The organism is Natrinema sp. HArc-T2, from assembly GCF_041821085.1.
Taxonomy (GTDB): domain Archaea; phylum Halobacteriota; class Halobacteria; order Halobacteriales; family Natrialbaceae; genus Natrinema.
In genome coordinates, this window is record NZ_JBGUAZ010000004.1 from 173,052 (window position 1) to 189,870 (window position 16,819).

Sequence of the window (16,819 nt, forward strand, 5' to 3'; positions counted from 1 at the left end):
TGATATTCCCGACCGCCATCATTCGCTCGAGAGTCCCATCTGAGCAACGACCGGAGTCTCCTCACGATCGCCTTCGCGAGGGCGATGTGACTGAGCGGAGAGTTCGAAATGGCAGCCGGAGGGGGTGGACTCGCCGGGACTGAGCAAACGCGAAGCGTTTGCGATGTATGGCGAGTCCATTGACTGAAGCGAACGAAGTGAGCGGAAGGAAATGGACTCGCCGGGAGTCTCACCCGTTGGGCCTCACCGCATACTGAAGGGCGGGCGGTGCCAATGCCCGGTGCCATACTCGATTCCGTTCCGTCTGGTTGGTGGCGTAAGACAGCCAACCATGACGAATCTCGAACCTCTCCGACCGGAGAAGGCAGTTGAAATGTACCTGACCAGCCGTGAGGACGAAGTGACGAAGAAGTCACTCCAAAATATCAAGTCCGATCTTAAGGTGTTCATGCAGTGGTGTGACGAACGCGATATCACGGATATGAATGACGTAGACGGTCGAGCGTTGGCCGACTTCCGAACGTGGCGTGGTGAGCAGGTGAAACTAATCACGCTCAAGCACAACCTGTGGACTATCAAGAAGTACGTCCGCTTCTGTGAGCAGGTGGACGCCGTACCAGAGGGCACCAGCGAGAAGGTGGTCATTCCAGAGACGACCGACGCCGACGAGGTCAACGATTCGTTCATTCGAGCGAGCGACGCCGAGGATATCCTCGAGTACCTTGAGAAATTCGAGTACGCCTCTATTCGTCATGCTGTATTCTACACACTATGGCATACAGGGATACGAAGTAGTTCACTTCTCGCTCTCGATCTCAAGGACTTCTATCCCGAGGAGAACAAACTGTGTATCCGACACCGGCCAACAACTGGAACCACTCTCAAGAACAAAGAGCGCGGCGAGCGTAACGTGTTCATCAAGGACGAATTGGTGGCGGTTCTACGCAACTTCATTAACGAGAATCGCGCCGACGTGCTGGACGAACACGGACGCCGACCACTGTTCGCAACGACGGATACGCGCGTCTCTCGCACTACCGTTCAACGACTGATCTATACGGCCACAAGTCCGTGTTATATCGGGAAGGAGTGTCCGCACGACCGGGAACCGGACACCTGTGAAGCCAACTCCTACAACCTCGCCTGTAAGTGTCCCTCGTCGCTCTCACCGCATCCCCTTCGGAAGGGTGCAATCACCCACACACTCAACAAAGATACGCCCAAGGACGTAATCAGCGACCGTATGGACGTAAGTAGAGAAGTGCTTGATAAACACTACAATAAACAGTCGAAGGACGAGCAGATGGAAACCCGACGGAAGTACCTCAACGGACTTTAGGTTGGTAGCACGGCGGCTACCTTCTTCAAAAATTTTCTCCAACACCTTGCTGGTCAATACGGAGAACGATACTCAAGAGGATTTGATCGATTACGTATAACCCAAGGCTCGAAGCCGCTCTTCTACGTCAGAGTCATCCATCTTTTTAGTTCGTTCGGCAGGCGAGTCGGATACCGTCTCCCGACGGCTTTTGTAGGGCATTTCCAGCCATGGAACCTCCCTGAGGACGGGATGGTCTATTCCTGGCGGATGACCCCACATCTTCACAGGAAGTGGATGCATTCGCTCACCTAACATATTCCCATGGTCTGCTGAGACAACCACTTTTCCGGTGACCGAGTCCCGTATCTCCTGTACGTGAGGAAGAGCGAGGTCGAGATTTTCTTCGTATGCTTTACGTATCGTTTGCATGTTTTCGGAGGCCAGACGGTAACGGAGTCGCATCCATAGGGACAATTGCGAGGAAGAATTAGCATCGGCTCGACCGGCACCCTCACCTGTGATACCCGCGTGAGAGATTTGTCTACCAGTCTTACCGATAAAAGGCGTATGAGGTTGCATGAAGTGACTGATAATGCGTTTATTTGGATATTTTTCTGCCGCTTCGATGGTTGCTTCCGCCATCGTCTCTGGAAGAACGGTTCGGAGTTCTTCGTTCCATCCCCAATCGAACACATCGATAATATCGTGGAATACTTCTTTGCCTTTTAATAACTCAACATGAGGATTTGCAGACACATATACGGTGTCGTGATATTGCTTGCCTACGAAGTTCCGCTGGATGAATTCAGTGCTATGACTCCCGAGGGAAGTCACAGAAGTAAGTTCACCATCCATATAGTTACGGTCTTTGAATGAATCAAACCGACAACCGTCCAAAAGTACGAGAACGTCCCAATCCCGGCTCATAAACAATTCACCATCCGTCGCTGAAGCATGCCTATTAATCCTAAGCGCCAGTAAGGAAAGTTCTCCAAGAATAGTTGACGGGTTCTTCAGAACTCGGAGGAGATTAGTCAGTGTGTATCTCTCACTCATAGTGTTCATTGTTTTTCCCGCACAGTTTAAATGTTGTTGATTTTAATATAGTGTTTTACAAACATATGCGCCACCATATCGATGAAAAGATCCAAATCATGGTGAATCGAGGCAGTTTCTCTCTGGAGTAGAAGGGGCGGCCATATAGTCCGGACGTGTCTATTCCACCACCTTTCTTATCATAACCCTTCCTCAGATTTGATATGATTCAGCGCCTGCTGAAAATCGGCGGTATTTCTCTTCGAGGATTCCTCCGCGTGTTTCTTGTCATTCTATCACTCTTCTCTCTTGCCGTCGGTATCCTCGGACGTTTCAGCATCTTCGCCAAGATGCCCTCGTTCCTACTCCATCTCGCTATTTCTGTTACTGACCTTCGAGAAATCCGTGATGATGTAACTGCTGCCTTTAGTGATGCTGGAGCAGCAGCGATTGAACAACACGAAATTGAAGGCTATCCTAAACGGCTTGTTTTGGACGATATCCATAAACGAGCGAGTGAGGCCACGACAGATAACCAGCAGGAGTTTGAAGCAGGTGAATTTGGAGCAAGTTGGCTAATCACGGGATTTGCAATCATCACCACTCATCAATCATGGGGGAAGCTATGGGCCTACACTCTTGCAGTTGTTACTCTTCTACTCATTGTCGCGGTTGGCGTCCGAATTGCCCTCATTGATGCCCTTGCTTATGATAAGGTACCCGAAGGCACCACCGGTGACCTACTCGCTGTCTGGCTGTGGAACGACTACGTCCTCGGGGGTCACGTTCCTCTGTTCATGCTTTCCGTGTTCCAATTTGCGCATACCATGGACGAAAACTTATATGACCTCTGCATCGACGCTCTCGCTACATCTGCAGAGGTAGCCGTCGTTAATCCGAGCAAAGAGATGAGCGAGATATTCTACAACGAACTATGGCCAGAATTCAAGGACTATATTAGTACGGTTTGATGAATTCTACCATCCATGCTATCTGAATTCCACTACGGGTAAAATCGGGAAGCACGGCAGGGAGGGGGCTTCGAGGTTGAAGGTCACCAAATTCGTGTCTGGCCACCCCTCGCCTTCGGCTCGGACGGTGGCCGCCGTTCCCGACGGAAACCGTTCTTGGTTCCAGAAGGCACACGGCCATCAACCGTGACTGCATACGTTCTTGTAATCGTCCCTGCTTTCCGTTCCTGTCTACCCAATGTAATGGTAAACGGTTTATATACCCCTCCCCCCTCCGCTCTTACAACCACCCATCATCTTTCTCGGCATTGAACGTTCGCCACTGGAACTGCAATGCCTCATCCAGTTGGTACTTATCATGGATTGTCGGCTCAAAATCCTTGGTCCGAATTCGATGGGCTACCTTGCCATAGACGCTCTCGAATCGTTCCTGACGAATACCTAACTGAGCCTGGATATCTCTAAAAAGGTCATCAAATTCGTCCTCAGAGGTCTGAGGATGACATTCTCGGTTCGATTCATCCGAGTGGACAACGTAGGTACAAACACAGTAGGCAACTGTCTGAGCAGGCAGTCCTAACGTTTGGAGATCGAGTATTGTGAACCAATTAATGGCTCGTCCTCGCTGTTGCGTGGTCATCCCCAATTTATCAGCCAACGTCGCAACGAGATCTCGGTTCATCCGGTATGTTTGGTACGGACGGTTGGCGCGATACCCATTCTGTAGTCCCTGATTCATTCGGTCAAGATGCTCGAAGAACTTCTTCTTGTTCTCGATATAGAAGTCCGCAGGCCACTCATCTTGATTATCCCAGTTCGCCCAGCCGAGGTAGGTCGCGTTGTTCGTGTCCGGTTTCGCCAGTTCTTCGTACGCATGGCTCTCAGTTGTGCTGGCAGTCATAGTAACAGTCTCGGCCTCACTGACGGATTGTGGCGATCCCTCTCGCGGTTCGTTGCCTTACTATATACCGTCAGAAAGGCTCTCCACGAGAGTAGATGTGACCCAGCCATGTAAGCTTATGCATTCGGTGAATTTACTATCCTCGATAAATAACTAACAAGCATCAGATATCGTGTGTTGTAAAACCACTAAAAATTCTCGCAGGAGGTAACGCTTGACAGTGACGGTCTTAATTGATTGATGTTCTAACCGGAACCCCGGCTTTTCGCTGTCCCTCGCGCAAGTCATATGTCTCTATCGCCGGAACACCTAAGTCACGACATTCCGACATTAATTGTAGCCACCAACAGACGGTGATGGAGCCGCTACCACGACGGGTGCAATTGGGAACGGCAAGCCTTGCCGGCTCGTTCCTGATTGACCCCGTGTAGGACTTAAACAAAAGCGTGGATGCCGACGCCGTGTGATAATTGCGGTTGGGGCGTCAGCCGCATGGACTCGCCGGGATTTGAACCCGGGGCCTCTTCCTTGCGAAGGAAGCGATCTGCCACTGATCTACGAGCCCTCGCACGTTCCTACCGGCGGTTTCTATTTGAGGCTTGTGTTTCGACGCTGTATCGGGACACCGACTCATGGGCGAGACTCGAGTCCGTGAAAGCCACGACCGATCACGGGCGAACCGCGAGCAGGCGAGCGCGGCCAGCGAGCGCGCCGACCAGAAAGCCGGCGAAGTGAGCGAGCACGGCAACGCCGGGCGAGGCGGTCGCAAGCGTCACCCCGATCGCGAGTCCGACGAACACGAGCGCCGACAGCCAGCCCGGGACATCGACGAGCGAGGCGAGGCCGTTCGAGAGCCGGTTCGACGCGACGAGATAGCCCAGGAGGGCGAAGACGGCACCGCTGGCACCGAGGACGCCGGTCGTCGGCGCGATGGGGGCGAGCGGCAGCGCCGCAAGCGCACCCGTGAGGACGAGCTGGGCGACGCCAGCGATCGCGCCGGCGATCGCGAAGAAGACGTGAAAGCGAAGCCGAGTGGTCGCCCGGGCGACAGGCCAGCCGAAGACGAGCAGGGCGAGGCTGTTCGAGAGCAGGTGGCCGAGGCCGCTGTGGGCGTAGACGCTCGTGACGATCGTCCACGGGTTGGTCGACAGCGGCGGCGCGAGGACGAACAACATCCCCATCACGCCCGCGAATGCCGTGACTCCCTGGACGACAAAGACGAGCGCGAAGACGACGAGGAGCTCGAGGATCGGACTCGGATTCGTCGCCTCAGCGGGCGGTTGCTCGCCAGCGCCGCCAGCGGATCGCCGGGTGGACGGAGACTGCGTTCGAGACCGCGAGCGCCGCGCCATACGGATACGTACACCGCGATGGCCAAAAGCCTCCGTCTTCACGGATACGAGGACCATCATCGCTTAGTACAACCGCGGAATACGATATCGTATGCGAACACCAGCACCCGAGAGCCGACCGGTCGCGCTGACGATCGCCGGCAGTGACTCCGGTGGCGGCGCGGGCATTCAGGCCGATCTCGCGACGATGGCCGCCCACGGCGTCTTCGGGACGTCGGCGATCACCGCCGTCACGGCCCAGAACACCCGTGGCGTCGAGTCCTCGCACGTCCTGCCGGTCGCGGAAGTCGACGCACAACTCGAGGCGGTGACCGACGACTTCGCGGTCGGCGCGGCGAAGACGGGAATGCTCGCGACGACCGAGGTCATCGAGACCGTCGCCGAGCACGCGCAAGACTTCGACTTCCCGCTGGTGGTCGATCCCGTCATGGTCGCGACCTCCGGCGATCGGTTGCTCGAGCCCGAGGCCGAACGCGCATACGAGGAGCTGCTGGGCGCGGCAACAGTGGCGACGCCCAACGCCGACGAGGCCGAGGTCCTGACCGACATCGCCGTCACCGACGAAGCGACTGCCCGCGAGGCCGGCGAGGCGATCCTCGAGACGGGCGTCGACGCGGTCCTGATCAAGGGCGGCCACGTCCCTGGCGAGCGGGTGCGGGACACGCTCGTTACCGACGACACCGTCCGGACGTTCGAACACCCGCGCGTCGGCACGGACGCCACTCACGGCTCCGGCTGTACGCTCGCTGCGGCGATCGCGGCCCGCCTCGCGAAAGGCGAGGCCCTCGAGCCCGCCGTGGGCGGTGCGACCGACGTCCTCGCGCGCGCGGTACGCTACTACTACGACGTGGGCGAGGGCCACGGCGCGGTCAACCACATGGCTCCGCTGCGAAACGAAGCGGCCCGAGAGCCCACCGCCGAGATGGTTCAGGCGGTCGTCGATCGGTTCGTCGACGCCGACGTGTCGGCACTGGTCCCCGAAGTCGGGATGAACGTCGTCGGCGCGACACCGTATGCCGACTCCGTCGCCGAGACGGCTGCGGTCGAGGGACGGATCACCCGCACCCTGTCGGGGATCCAGCCCAACCGCGGCGTCCGCTTCGGTGCCTCGAGTCACGTCGCTCGTTTCCTCCTCTCCGGGCGGGAATTCTTCCCCGAGTTGCGCTTTGCAGTCAACTGCCGGTTCGACGCCGATGTCGAGGCGGCCCTCGAGGCCCTCGCGTGGCCGGTCACCGAGTACGATCGGAGCCAACAGCCCGACGAAGTCGCGGAGATCGAGGACAGCACGATGGGCTGGGGTGCCCGACAGGCCTTTGACGACCGTGACGAGCCGCCTGCTGCTATCATCGACCGCGGCGAAGTCGGGAAAGAGGCGATCGTGAAACTCGTCGCCGCCGACCCCGAGACGCTCGCCGAGCGAGCGCTGGCGCTCGAGCGGGAGGTCTCCGAATGAGCGCGACCGACCTCGACGTTGGTGTCATCCTTCCCCAATACGGTACCGACAGCGGAACGGTTCGAGACACGGCACTCGAGGCCGAGCAGCTGGACTACGACGCGGTCTGGCTCGAGGATCACTTCCAGTCGTGGATCGGCGACCCGCGGCGGGCGACTCAGGAGTGTTGGACGACGCTGAGTGCCGTCGCCGAGGCGACCGACCGGATCCGGCTGGGAACCCTCGTGACGAGCCAGTCCTACCGCCATCCGGCCCTGCTCGCGAAGATGGCAGCGACGGTCGATCAGATCAGTGACGGTCGGCTCGAGCTCGGCCTGGGCGGGGGCTGGTACGAAGCCGAGTACGACCGCTTTGGCTACGAGTTCCGCGAGCCACCGGCCGAACGCCTGCGCCGGCTCGCCGAAACCGTCGAGATCCTGCAGGGGCTGTGGACCAACGACACCTACAGTCACGAGGGCACGCATCTCGAGGTCGACCTCGAGGACGCCTTCTGTGAGCCCCAGCCCGTCCAGGACCCACATCCGCCGATCTGGATCGGTGGCGGCGGCGAGCAGTTCACACTGCGCTACACCGCCGAGCTGGCCGACGGCTGGAACTTCGGCACGCTCGAGCCCGAGGGCTTCGCCGAGAAACTCGACGTACTCCGGGACCACTGCGAAAGCGAGGACCGATACGACGAAATCCGCAAATCCGCCGAGCTGTTCGTCTTCGTCGGCGAGACGACCGCCGCAGCCGAACGAAAGCGCGAGGGGTTCCAACAGGAGTTCCTCCCCGACGAGCCGAGCGAGCCCCGCGAGTTCTTCCTCGCGGGCTATCTGGAAACGGCACCCACCGGGACGCCCGCGGAGGTCCGCGACCGACTCGCGGACTACGCCGATGTCGGCATCGAGGAGGTTATGCTCGCGATTCCGGACGCAGCCGACGCCGAAGACGAGAGTCTGTCGTTGCTGGCCGACGAACTCGACGCCTGACGACCGGCAGTCGGACGGGATCGGATCGCTCGCGGATGGCGGCGACATGTTCAGTGCCGCGCAATCGACAGCAGAGCTATACGGCAGGCGTGAGACACTTCCGGTATGAGCGATCCGTCGTCGGTCGGTGGGACCAACGTCGAGGGAGAGTCACCACAGATCGAGCCGACGGTCGAGACCGACGAGGCGACGATCACCGACGACGCCGAACTCGAGCGGACGCTCGGGCTGACCGGCGGCCTCGCCATCGGGATCGGGACGATGATCGGCGCGGGGATCTTCGTGTTCCCGGGGCTGGCGGCCGGTCGAGCCGGCCCCGCCGCGGCGGGCTCGTTCGCGATCGGTGCGCTCGTTGCCCTGCTAGTCGCGCTGCCGGCATCCGAACTCGCGACGGCGATGCCCAAAAGCGGCGGTGGCTACTACTACATCTCGCGCGGGCTGGGAACGCTACCCGGTGCCGTCGTCGGGCTCTCGCTGTGGTTCGGACTGGTGTTCGCGACGGCGTTCTATCTCGTTGGCTTCGGCTACTACGCCGTCGACACGCTCGCGGAACTCGGCGTCACGGTCGGTGATGGCCTCGTTATTCCGCTGGCGCTGCTGTTCGGCGCGAGCGTGACCGTCCTGAACGTGACGGGGACGGAAAACGCGGCGAAGCTGCAAAACGGGATCGTCGCACTGTTGCTGTCGATCCTGATCGTGTTCCTCGGCTACGGCGGACTCGATGCGGTCGGACTCGTCGGCGAGCCGTCCGCACCCGAACAGTTCGCCCCGTTCGGGACGATGCCAGTGTTGACGACCGCAGCGCTCGTGTTCACCTCGTATCTCGGCTTCGCGCAGGTGGCGACCGTCGCCGGCGAGATGCGCGATCCCGGGCGCAACCTGCCGCTGGCGATGGTCGGATCCGTGCTCGTCGTCGGCGTCCTTTACGTCGCAGCGATCTTCGTCGCGACCAGCGCCTTCGGCAGCGAGCGACTCGCGGGATTCGGTGAGACGGCAATGGTCGAGGTCGGTCGCCACTACTTCGGCTCGATCGGCGCGGTCGCGATCGTCGTCGGCGGCCTGCTCGCGACGATGTCCAGTGCCAACGCGTCGGTCCTCAGCACGTCGCGAGCCATCTACGCGGTCTCGAAAGACGCCCTGTTGCCGCGGCGGGCGAGCCACATCAACCTGCGATACGGCACCCCACACGTCGCGCTGGGAATGGCCGGCGGACCGATCCTCGCACTGGTTGCGACCGGTCGTGTGGAACTGCTCGCGGAGGTCGCTTCGTTTCTCCATCTGATCGCGTACGGACTGCTCTGTGTGGCGTTGCTCGCACTGCGGCGAAACGAACCGGCGTGGTACGATCCCGACTTCCGGGTCCCCGGCTATCCCGTCGTTCCGATACTCGGCGCGCTCGCCAGTTTCGTCCTGCTTGGCTTCATGCAGCCGGCGTCACAGCTCGTCGGCATCGCCATTATGGTCGCGACCGCCGGCTGGTACGCCTACTACGGTCGTGACGTGACGCTGAAGGGGGTGGTCGAATGAGCCGCGTCCTCGTTCCGCTGGCGATCCTCGAGAGCGAATCGGTCTCGACCGGCCTGCCGACGCTGCTCGCGACGATGGACGTGACCGTGCTGGGCTATCACGTCCTGCCAGAGCAGACGCCACCCGATCAGGCGCGGCTGCAGTACGAGGACAGAGCGACCGACGCGCTCGTCGATCTCGAGGCGGCGTTCGAAGCCGCCGGCGGCAGCGCCGACCACCGTCTCGTGTTCACTCACGACCGGGAGCAAACGATCGATCGGATCGCCGACGACACAGCCGCCGACGCCTACGCCATCACCGGTACGACCGGGCCGGTCGATCGCTTCCTCGTGACGCTTTCCGGTGACGTGGCCGTCGACCGGATCACCGCGTTCGTCACGGAACTGGTCGGCGACCGCGAAATCGGCGTCACGCTCGTCCTTGCGACCGACGACGAACCCAGTGGCCGGGACTCGCTCGAGGCGGCTGCCGACTCACTCGCCGGACACGGTATCGACGTCGCAACCGAACTCGTCGTCGGCGAGCCACCGCTCGAGGCGCTGCTTGCGGCTGCAGTCGGCCACGACGCGATCGTCATGGGCGAGCAGGCACCGTCGCTGCGGTCGTTCCTCCTCGGTGAGGACGCCGAGCGGGTCGCAGCCGAGTCGGTTGGGCCGGTCCTCGTCGTCCGCGAGCACCGCGACGAGACAGCAGCCGAGTGAGAGCAGCGGGCTGTCGTGATCGCTCGAGCGTTAGTCGGTTGGGAGTTCGACGACGAACACGGCACCACGGGGCTCGTTGTCCTCGACGCGGACGTGACCGCCGTAGATGTCGACGAGCGTCGCGACGAGATAGAGGCCCAGTCCCGTCCCGGCGCTCTCCGCGCCTTTCGTTCCTTTGGCAAAGATTTCGTCTTTCTGCTCGTCGGAGATACCGGGCCCGTTATCGGCGACACGAACGACGACGGTCTCGTCACGCTCGGTTACGTCGACCGTCACGGTGGGAACCCCTCGGTCGTTGTGCTGGATCGCGTTGGTCAACAGGTTCCGAAAGATCGAGTGGAGCATGTCGTCGGCGAGGACCGTCGTTCGCGGAATCGTTCCGTCGACGGTGATCGCGGCGGTCGCATGCTCCGAGCGCACCCGTTCGAGTTCGCTCTCGAGGGTATGTCGAAGGTCGACACGGGTTCGGTTTTCGTCCGTCGAGAGCATCACCTCGGACATGTCGCGTGCCGTCTGTGTCAACTCGACGGCGTGAGTGGCGCTCTCGTGAATCGTCTCGAGGTACTCGCGACCCGCGTCGTCGACGTGGTCACGGAGGAAGTCCGCATAGGCGGTCACGAGCTGGAGGTCGTTGCGGATGTCGTGGCGCAGCATCTGGTTCAACACGTCGAGGTTGTCGCGCTGTTCTTTCAGGCGCTGTTCGTAGCGCTTTCGCTCCGTGATGTCCTGGATCACACCATCGAAGACGGTCGTGCCGTCGACATCCCTGGTGATTGCCGTGACAGCGCCCCAGAGTGGCTCGCCACAAAGCGTCGTTAGCTCGAGTTCCGCCTCCGTCACGACACCCTGCTCGCGCAGGCGCTCGCTAAAGGCCGCGCGTTCGTCGGGGTCGGCATACAGCTCCCGGACGGAGTGCTCACAGAGCGTGGCCGCCGAATCCGCATCGAAAATCTCGGCCATCGCATCGTTGACGAGCCGAAACTGGCCCGTCTCCCCGGGCGTGTTCTGATAGACGCCGATCGGGAGGTTCTCGACGAGGCGTTCGTAGCGCTCGAGTTGTCGTTCGCGTTCCTTGCGCTCGGTGATGTCCTGAACGACCTTGTGGACGTGTTCGGTTCCCGCCTCGTCTTCCGCGAGCGAGGCCGTGATCATCACGTCGATGGGATCGCCAGCGAGGGGCTCGAGTGTCACTTCGTGTGTCACGGACTCGGCATCGGTGTCTCGAAGCGCCTCGACGAGGGCCGCCCGCGCGTCTGGGTCCGCATAGAAGTCAGCGACACGCCGGTCTTGTAACTGGTCGGCGGAATCGACACCCAACAGTGACGCGAGGGCCGGATTTGCGTACTCGAAGGTCCCTTCTGGAGACGGTTCGGTTCGAAACACGCCGCTGGGGACGGTCTTCAGGAGGTGGTCGGCGAGTTCGAGCGCCTGTCGACTCTCGACCCGTTCGGTCACGTCTTCCTGAAAGCCGACGTAGTTCGTCACCGTCCCCTCGTCGTCGCGAATCGGTGCGATCGTCACACGATTCCAGAACACGGTGCCGTCTGCGCGGTAGTTTTTGAGTTCGACTGTAATCGGCTCGTCGGCTCCGATCGCCGCACGCATTTCGTCGACTGGCTCAGTTCGCGTCTCCGGCCCCTGCAGGAACCGACAGTTCCGTCCGACGGCCTCGGCTGCCGAGTAGCCGGTGACCTCCTCGAACCCCTCGTTGACGTAGAGCAGCGGATTGTCCGGCTGTTCGGGATCGCTGATCGTGATCCCGATCGGTGCGGTGTCGATCGCCCGCGATTTCAACGCGAGGTCGGGAGCGCCCGTCCGGGCACCGTCGTCCGTGGCCGCCGTGAGCCGCGCGAGGACGTATCGCTCGCCGTCGGTCGACATCGGCGACAGCCGGACAGCAAACGGTTCGACCGTCTCCTGCCCGGTTCGGAGCAGCCACGTCAGCGTGGCGTCGTCGTCTGGCTCGAGCGGTGGCACCGGATCGCCACCCCCTCTGCGGACCCCGTCTATGAGCGCCGTTACATCGCGCTCGAGTAGTGCCTCGTACTCGTGGCCGACGATCTCGCAGGCCCGTTCGTTACACTCGTGGATCCGATTCGTGTCCGGATCGAGCACCAAGAGACCGTCAGGGGCGTCGTCAAATACCGTCTCGTAGGCCGATGCCGACAGCGGCATGCCAAGTGCCATGAACGCACTCGAGTTAACCGTTGTGCGTCTCGGCTGGCCGCCGGCTGGTGGTTCGATCGATCCGTTACTGGTCCTCGTCGGGTGCCGTCGGCTCGTCGGCGTCGGACTCGAGGTACTCGCCGCGAATCACCACCACCGGATCGACCGTCCGTCGCGCCAGCCGTTTCGCTCGATCCCGGAAGATAGCTCGCTGGATCGAGGGACGACTTTCGCCGGCGACCAGCAAGTCGTGGTCGGCAGACGCCTCGACGATCGCCGCCGTCGGCGAGTCGTCGACGACGACCGTGCTGTCGATCCGATCGTCGTCGACGCCCACGTCGATCAGTTCCGAACGCGCCGTCTCGAGCAGTTCCGTTCCCGCCGCACGATCCGATTCGTCAGCTGCGACGTGAAAGAGAGTAAGCTCGAGCTCCGTGTCGGTGAGAATCGTCGCGAGCAGGCGGGCGATGTACTCGACGTTGACATCGCTCCGGAGCGCGACGAGGACCGTCTCGAGGACGGGTGCCGGATTGAGTATCAACACGGCGTCACAGGCGTCTTCGACGGCGACGCGCTCGAACGTTTTCAGCCGATCGTGGGTAAACGCCAGCCGTGAGGAGACATCACAGCCGGCGTCCTCGAAGACCGTCCGCAGTTCCTCGAGGTCGGCTCGTGTGCGATCGCCGTACTTGTCGCGTGCCTGCTCGGGGGCGGTCTGGTCGGGGATTTCGTGATAGCCAAGCAGGACGACCGGGATCGACGCGAACGCGTCGACGATCGGTTCCGGAACGGCCTCGCCCTCGAGAACGTCGACCGGAATCAATACGCGATGATCGCGAGGCGGTGACATGAGACGAGTTCCATTACTCTACCACGGTGAGCGTAATATACCCCTCCCGAATCTATCAGATCGTGTGTCAACAGCTAGTTTTCAGTGGTTCCGATACTGCGGCACATGGTCGAGAGTCCGTTCGGCGTGGAGATCGAAGTCGGCGACGTGATCGACGCCGAACCGTTCCCTGATGCGGAGAAGCCGAAGATGACGAAACTCTGGATCGATCTCGGTGACGCCGAGCTCCAGTCCGCCGCCCAACTGAACCACCACTACGACGCCGCGGAACTCGTCGGTCGCCAGGTGCTCTGTGCGACGAATCTCGGGTCAGTGCGGATCGCGGGATTCAAATCCGAAGCGCTGACCGTCGGCGTCCCCAGCGAGGAGGGGTATCCCGTGTTGGTCTCGCCCGACGACGACGTGCCGCTGGGCGGAACGCTGTACTAATTTTTCCCTCTCGGCGTCCGTTGTCGCGGGTTAACGACCTAATAAGTATACTGAGAAGGCGCGAACGAACGATGTGGCGAGGCGGGCTGGATTCGGTCATCCCCATCCCCCCACCGAACCCGTCCGATCATCCGAGACATCACCGAATCCTCGCCACCGATCGGAGCACGTCCCGACGTCTACCGCCACCTTCTGCTCCGATCGTCCATCCACCGCACACGGACCCGACTCAGGGGTGTTCGGGTCCGTGTCGGTTTCGGCCACTGGTTGCGGACGTGGGTTTCGACTCGAGGAAGTCCGCCTGCGGACGGCACCGTAATCGATCACGATCTGGTATCGCCACGACCACTTTCACTACGGATCCCGCAGGGTTTTTGAGGTGGAACGATACGCACTCAGTATGACCGAGGCGACGGGGATCGTCGGCGAGTTTTTCGCCCTCAAAGAGGGGACCGACGCCGATCTACTGGCGATGCAGTGTGGCGACTTCTACGAGTTCTTCGGCGAGGACGCCGAACGCGTCAGCGAGGAACTCGATCTCAAAGTCTCCGAAAAGTCCTCACACGGCTCGTCGTATCCGATGGCCGGCGTGCCGATCGACGATCTGACGCCCTACCTCAAGGCCCTCGTCGAACGCGGCTACCGGGTCGCCGTCGCCGACCAGTACGAGACCGACTCCGGCCACGCCCGCGAGATCGTTCGCGTCGTGACGCCCGGCACCTTGCTCGAGACCAGCGACGCCGACGCCCAGTATCTGGCGGCGGTCGTCGACGGCAACGGTTCCAGTGGCTCGAGCGGGAGCGGAGACGGGTACGGCCTCGCCTTTGCGGACGTGACGACTGGCCGCTTTCTCGTCGCGGAAGCCCCAGACGCCGACACCGCGCTGACGGAACTCTACCGGTTCGATCCGGTCGAGGTCCTGCCGGGGCCGGACGTGCGAACCAACGACGACCTCTTGGGTCGGGTGCGCGAACGCAGCGATGCAACCCTGACGCTTCACGAGACGGAGGCGTTCGCGCCCAAGCGTGCAGCTCACGAGGTGCGCGAACAGTTCGGCACGGAGACCGTCGACCGGCTGTCCGTCGAGGAGCCGGCGATCGCCGCTGCCGGGGCCGTCCTCTCGTACGTCGAGGAGACCGGCGCAGGCGTCCTCGCCTCGATGACACGGATTCAGGCCCATCACGGCGACGACCACGTCACGCTGGACGCGACCACCCAGCGCAACCTCGAGTTGACCGAAACGATGCAGGGGGAACGCGACGGGTCGCTATTTGAGACGATTGATCACACCGAAACCAGCGCTGGCGGTCGACTGCTCAAAGAGTGGCTCCAGCGACCCCGCCGGTCGCTCGCGACGCTCGAGCAACGCCAGGAGTCCGTCGCTGCGCTGTCGACGGCGGCGCTGGCTCGTGACGAACTGCAGGAGACGCTCGGCGAGGCCTACGATCTGGCGCGACTGGCCTCGAAGGCGACCCACGGAAGCGCCGACGCGCGGGATCTGGTCGCCGTCCGCGAAACGCTGTCGGTCCTGCCAGCGGTCGCCGAACTCGTCGCGTCGAACCCGGAGCTTGCCGGCTCACCCCTTTCGGAGATCGTCGACCGACCGGACCGTGAGGCTGCCGCCGAGCTGCAGGAGACTCTCGAGGAAGCCATCGCCGACGACCCGCCGTCGACGGTCAGGCAGGGCGAACTCCTCCAGCGGGGATACGACGACGACCTCGACGAGGTCATCGAACGCCACGAGGCGGTCAAGGAGTGGCTCGACAGCCTCGCCGAGCGCGAGAAAGCCCAGCACGGGCTCTCACACGTCACCGTCGACCGGAACAAAACCGACGGCTACTACATCCAGGTCGGCAAGTCCGCCGCCGACGGCGTCCCCGAGGGCTACGAGCAGATCAAGACGCTCAAAAACTCCAAACGCTTTACGACCGACGAACTCGAGACGAAAGAACGCGAAATCCTCCGACTCGAGGAACAACGTGGCGAACTCGAGTACGACCTCTTCTGTGAACTCCGCGAGGCGGTGGCCGAGCGGGCCGAGCTCCTACAGGATGTCGGGCGAGCGCTGGCGACCGTCGACGCGCTCGCGAGTCTGGCGACCCACGCCGCTGAAAACCGGTGGGTCAAGCCGGATCTGCAGCAGGGCGATCGCCTCGAGATCGATCAGGGTCGCCATCCAGTCGTCGAGCAGACGACGGAGTTCGTTCCCAACGACGTGCGACTCGACGAGCAGCGGGGCTTTCTCGTCGTGACGGGGCCCAACATGTCGGGGAAGTCGACGTACATGCGCCAGGTCGCGTGTATCGTCCTGCTGGCCCAGATCGGTAGTTTCGTTCCCGCGAAGGACGCAGAGGTCGGGCTGGTCGACGGCATCTTCACCCGTGTCGGCGCGTTGGACGAACTGGCACAGGGGCGCTCGACGTTCATGGTCGAGATGAGCGAACTCTCGAACATCCTCCACACAGCGACCAAGGAGTCGCTGGTCATCCTCGACGAGGTCGGCCGCGGGACCGCGACCTACGACGGAATCTCGATCGCGTGGGCCGCGACGGAGTATCTCCACAACGAAGTCCAGGCCAAGACCCTCTTTGCGACCCACTACCACGAGCTGACCGGGCTCGCCGAGAACCTCCCTCGCGTCGCCAACGTCCACATCGCGGCCGACGAACGCGACGGCGACGTGACGTTCCTCCGGACGGTACGAGATGGCCCGACGGATCGCAGTTACGGGATTCACGTCGCCGACCTCGCAGGCGTTCCCGATCCCGTCGTCGACCGCGCTCGAGACGTCTTGGCGCGCCTGCGCGAGGAGAAAGCCATCGAGGCCAAAGGTGGGGCCTCGAGCGAACCCGTTCAGGCCGTCTTCGATCTCGGCAGCGGAACGATGCAAACACAGGCACAGGCTGCGTCGACCGACGGTGGTCCGATGGATACCGACGATGAGATGGCGCTCGATCCCGACACCGAGACCGTCCTCGAGGACCTCGAGTCGATCGATGTCAACACGACGCCACCGATCGAACTCGTCTCGAAGGTCCAGGAGTTACAGGAGCGTCTCGAAGACGACTGAAACGAGACGCTGCAGGCGATCCAAGCAGGGACGTAAGACCTAACCAGCCGCCATCGGTAGACGGAAGTAGCA

13 protein-coding genes and 1 tRNA gene are annotated in these 16,819 nt (G+C 61.6%); 8 read left to right on the forward strand and 6 right to left on the reverse strand.

Annotation, left to right across the window (positions count from 1 at the left end; all coding sequences use genetic code 11):
* Positions 1-331: 331 nt before the first annotated feature.
* The gene (locus ACERI1_RS11625; RefSeq protein ID WP_373618328.1) at positions 332-1,339 is read left to right on the forward strand and encodes a tyrosine-type recombinase/integrase; all 1,008 of its coding nucleotides are present in this window, start codon (positions 332-334) and stop codon (positions 1,337-1,339) included.
* 90 nt (positions 1,340-1,429) lie between these two features.
* On the opposite strand, the gene ACERI1_RS11630 is transcribed toward ACERI1_RS11625, so the two are convergent.
* Positions 1,430-2,377 (reverse strand): hypothetical protein, encoded by a 948-nt coding sequence (locus tag ACERI1_RS11630; RefSeq protein ID WP_373618329.1) that lies wholly within the window; start codon positions 2,375-2,377, stop codon positions 1,430-1,432.
* A gap of 203 nt (positions 2,378-2,580) precedes the next feature.
* Between ACERI1_RS11630 and ACERI1_RS11635 the strand changes: the two genes are divergently transcribed.
* A complete protein-coding gene (locus tag ACERI1_RS11635; protein ID WP_373618330.1) occupies positions 2,581-3,327 on the forward strand; it encodes a hypothetical protein in 747 nt (248 codons plus the stop codon).
* Between the two features lie 280 nt (positions 3,328-3,607).
* Here the strand turns inward: ACERI1_RS11635 and ACERI1_RS11640 are convergent, their stop codons facing one another.
* The 3 genes from ACERI1_RS11640 to ACERI1_RS11650 form a co-directional block, all read right to left on the reverse strand.
* The gene (locus tag ACERI1_RS11640; protein WP_373618331.1) at positions 3,608-4,228 is read right to left on the reverse strand and encodes a hypothetical protein; all 621 of its coding nucleotides are present in this window, start codon (positions 4,226-4,228) and stop codon (positions 3,608-3,610) included.
* Positions 4,229-4,721: 493 nt separating this feature from the next.
* Positions 4,722-4,793 (reverse strand) — tRNA-Ala (locus tag ACERI1_RS11645).
* 103 nt (positions 4,794-4,896) lie between these two features.
* Positions 4,897-5,580 carry a rhomboid family intramembrane serine protease gene (locus ACERI1_RS11650; RefSeq protein WP_373618332.1) on the reverse strand — a complete coding sequence of 228 codons (684 nt, stop codon included), beginning with the start codon at positions 5,578-5,580 and terminating at the stop codon, positions 4,897-4,899.
* Between the two features lie 91 nt (positions 5,581-5,671).
* On the opposite strand from ACERI1_RS11650, the gene thiD reads away from it, so the two are divergent.
* The 4 genes from thiD to ACERI1_RS11670 all read left to right on the forward strand — a co-directional run bounded on the left by thiD (position 5,672) and on the right by ACERI1_RS11670 (position 10,232).
* Entirely contained in the window at positions 5,672-7,033 is a 1,362-nt protein-coding gene (gene thiD / locus ACERI1_RS11655) for a bifunctional hydroxymethylpyrimidine kinase/phosphomethylpyrimidine kinase (protein WP_373618333.1), read from the forward strand.
* Entirely contained in the window at positions 7,030-8,004 is a 975-nt protein-coding gene (locus ACERI1_RS11660; protein WP_373618334.1) for a TIGR03560 family F420-dependent LLM class oxidoreductase, read from the forward strand. The genes thiD and ACERI1_RS11660 overlap by 4 nt, the downstream gene beginning before the upstream one ends.
* 105 nt (positions 8,005-8,109) lie before the next feature.
* Positions 8,110-9,531, forward strand: coding sequence for an APC family permease (locus ACERI1_RS11665; RefSeq protein ID WP_373618335.1), 1,422 nt, complete (start codon positions 8,110-8,112; stop codon positions 9,529-9,531).
* Complete coding sequence (locus tag ACERI1_RS11670; protein ID WP_373618336.1) at positions 9,528-10,232, forward strand: universal stress protein; 705 nt, start codon at positions 9,528-9,530, stop codon at positions 10,230-10,232. Before ACERI1_RS11665 ends, ACERI1_RS11670 begins: the two co-directional genes overlap by 4 nt.
* Before the next feature lie 30 nt (positions 10,233-10,262).
* On the opposite strand, the gene ACERI1_RS11675 is transcribed toward ACERI1_RS11670, so the two are convergent.
* Positions 10,263-12,419: a PAS domain S-box protein gene (locus ACERI1_RS11675; RefSeq protein ID WP_373618337.1), complete on the reverse strand. Its 2,157-nt coding sequence runs from the start codon at positions 12,417-12,419 to the stop codon at positions 10,263-10,265.
* 64 nt (positions 12,420-12,483) lie between these two features.
* Positions 12,484-13,248 (reverse strand): universal stress protein, encoded by a 765-nt coding sequence (locus ACERI1_RS11680; protein WP_373618338.1) that lies wholly within the window; start codon positions 13,246-13,248, stop codon positions 12,484-12,486.
* 105 nt (positions 13,249-13,353) lie between these two features.
* On the opposite strand from ACERI1_RS11680, the gene ACERI1_RS11685 reads away from it, so the two are divergent.
* A complete protein-coding gene (locus ACERI1_RS11685) occupies positions 13,354-13,677 on the forward strand; it encodes a tRNA-binding protein (protein WP_373618339.1) in 324 nt (107 codons plus the stop codon).
* 400 nt (positions 13,678-14,077) lie between these two features.
* Positions 14,078-16,747: a DNA mismatch repair protein MutS gene (gene mutS, locus ACERI1_RS11690; protein ID WP_373618340.1), complete on the forward strand. Its 2,670-nt coding sequence runs from the start codon at positions 14,078-14,080 to the stop codon at positions 16,745-16,747.
* The last annotated feature ends 72 nt before the right edge of the window (positions 16,748-16,819 follow it).

Bases quoted from the DNA above. Each gene is read 5' to 3' on its own strand.
- ACERI1_RS11675 (WP_373618337.1), bottom strand. From the start codon at position 12,419: ATGGCACTTGGCATGCCGCTGTCGGCATCGGCCTACGAGACGGTATTT.
- ACERI1_RS11660 (WP_373618334.1), top strand. From the start codon at position 7,030: ATGAGCGCGACCGACCTCGACGTTGGTGTCATCCTTCCCCAATACGGT.
- ACERI1_RS11630 (WP_373618329.1), bottom strand. From the start codon at position 2,377: ATGAGTGAGAGATACACACTGACTAATCTCCTCCGAGTTCTGAAGAAC.
- thiD (WP_373618333.1), top strand. From the start codon at position 5,672: ATGCGAACACCAGCACCCGAGAGCCGACCGGTCGCGCTGACGATCGCC.
- ACERI1_RS11625 (WP_373618328.1), top strand. From the start codon at position 332: ATGACGAATCTCGAACCTCTCCGACCGGAGAAGGCAGTTGAAATGTAC.
- ACERI1_RS11670 (WP_373618336.1), top strand. From the start codon at position 9,528: ATGAGCCGCGTCCTCGTTCCGCTGGCGATCCTCGAGAGCGAATCGGTC.
- ACERI1_RS11665 (WP_373618335.1), top strand. From the start codon at position 8,110: ATGAGCGATCCGTCGTCGGTCGGTGGGACCAACGTCGAGGGAGAGTCA.
- ACERI1_RS11640 (WP_373618331.1), bottom strand. From the start codon at position 4,228: ATGACTGCCAGCACAACTGAGAGCCATGCGTACGAAGAACTGGCGAAA.
- ACERI1_RS11685 (WP_373618339.1), top strand. From the start codon at position 13,354: ATGGTCGAGAGTCCGTTCGGCGTGGAGATCGAAGTCGGCGACGTGATC.
- ACERI1_RS11650 (WP_373618332.1), bottom strand. From the start codon at position 5,580: ATGGCGCGGCGCTCGCGGTCTCGAACGCAGTCTCCGTCCACCCGGCGA.
- ACERI1_RS11635 (WP_373618330.1), top strand. From the start codon at position 2,581: ATGATTCAGCGCCTGCTGAAAATCGGCGGTATTTCTCTTCGAGGATTC.
- mutS (WP_373618340.1), top strand. From the start codon at position 14,078: ATGACCGAGGCGACGGGGATCGTCGGCGAGTTTTTCGCCCTCAAAGAG.
- ACERI1_RS11680 (WP_373618338.1), bottom strand. From the start codon at position 13,248: ATGTCACCGCCTCGCGATCATCGCGTATTGATTCCGGTCGACGTTCTC.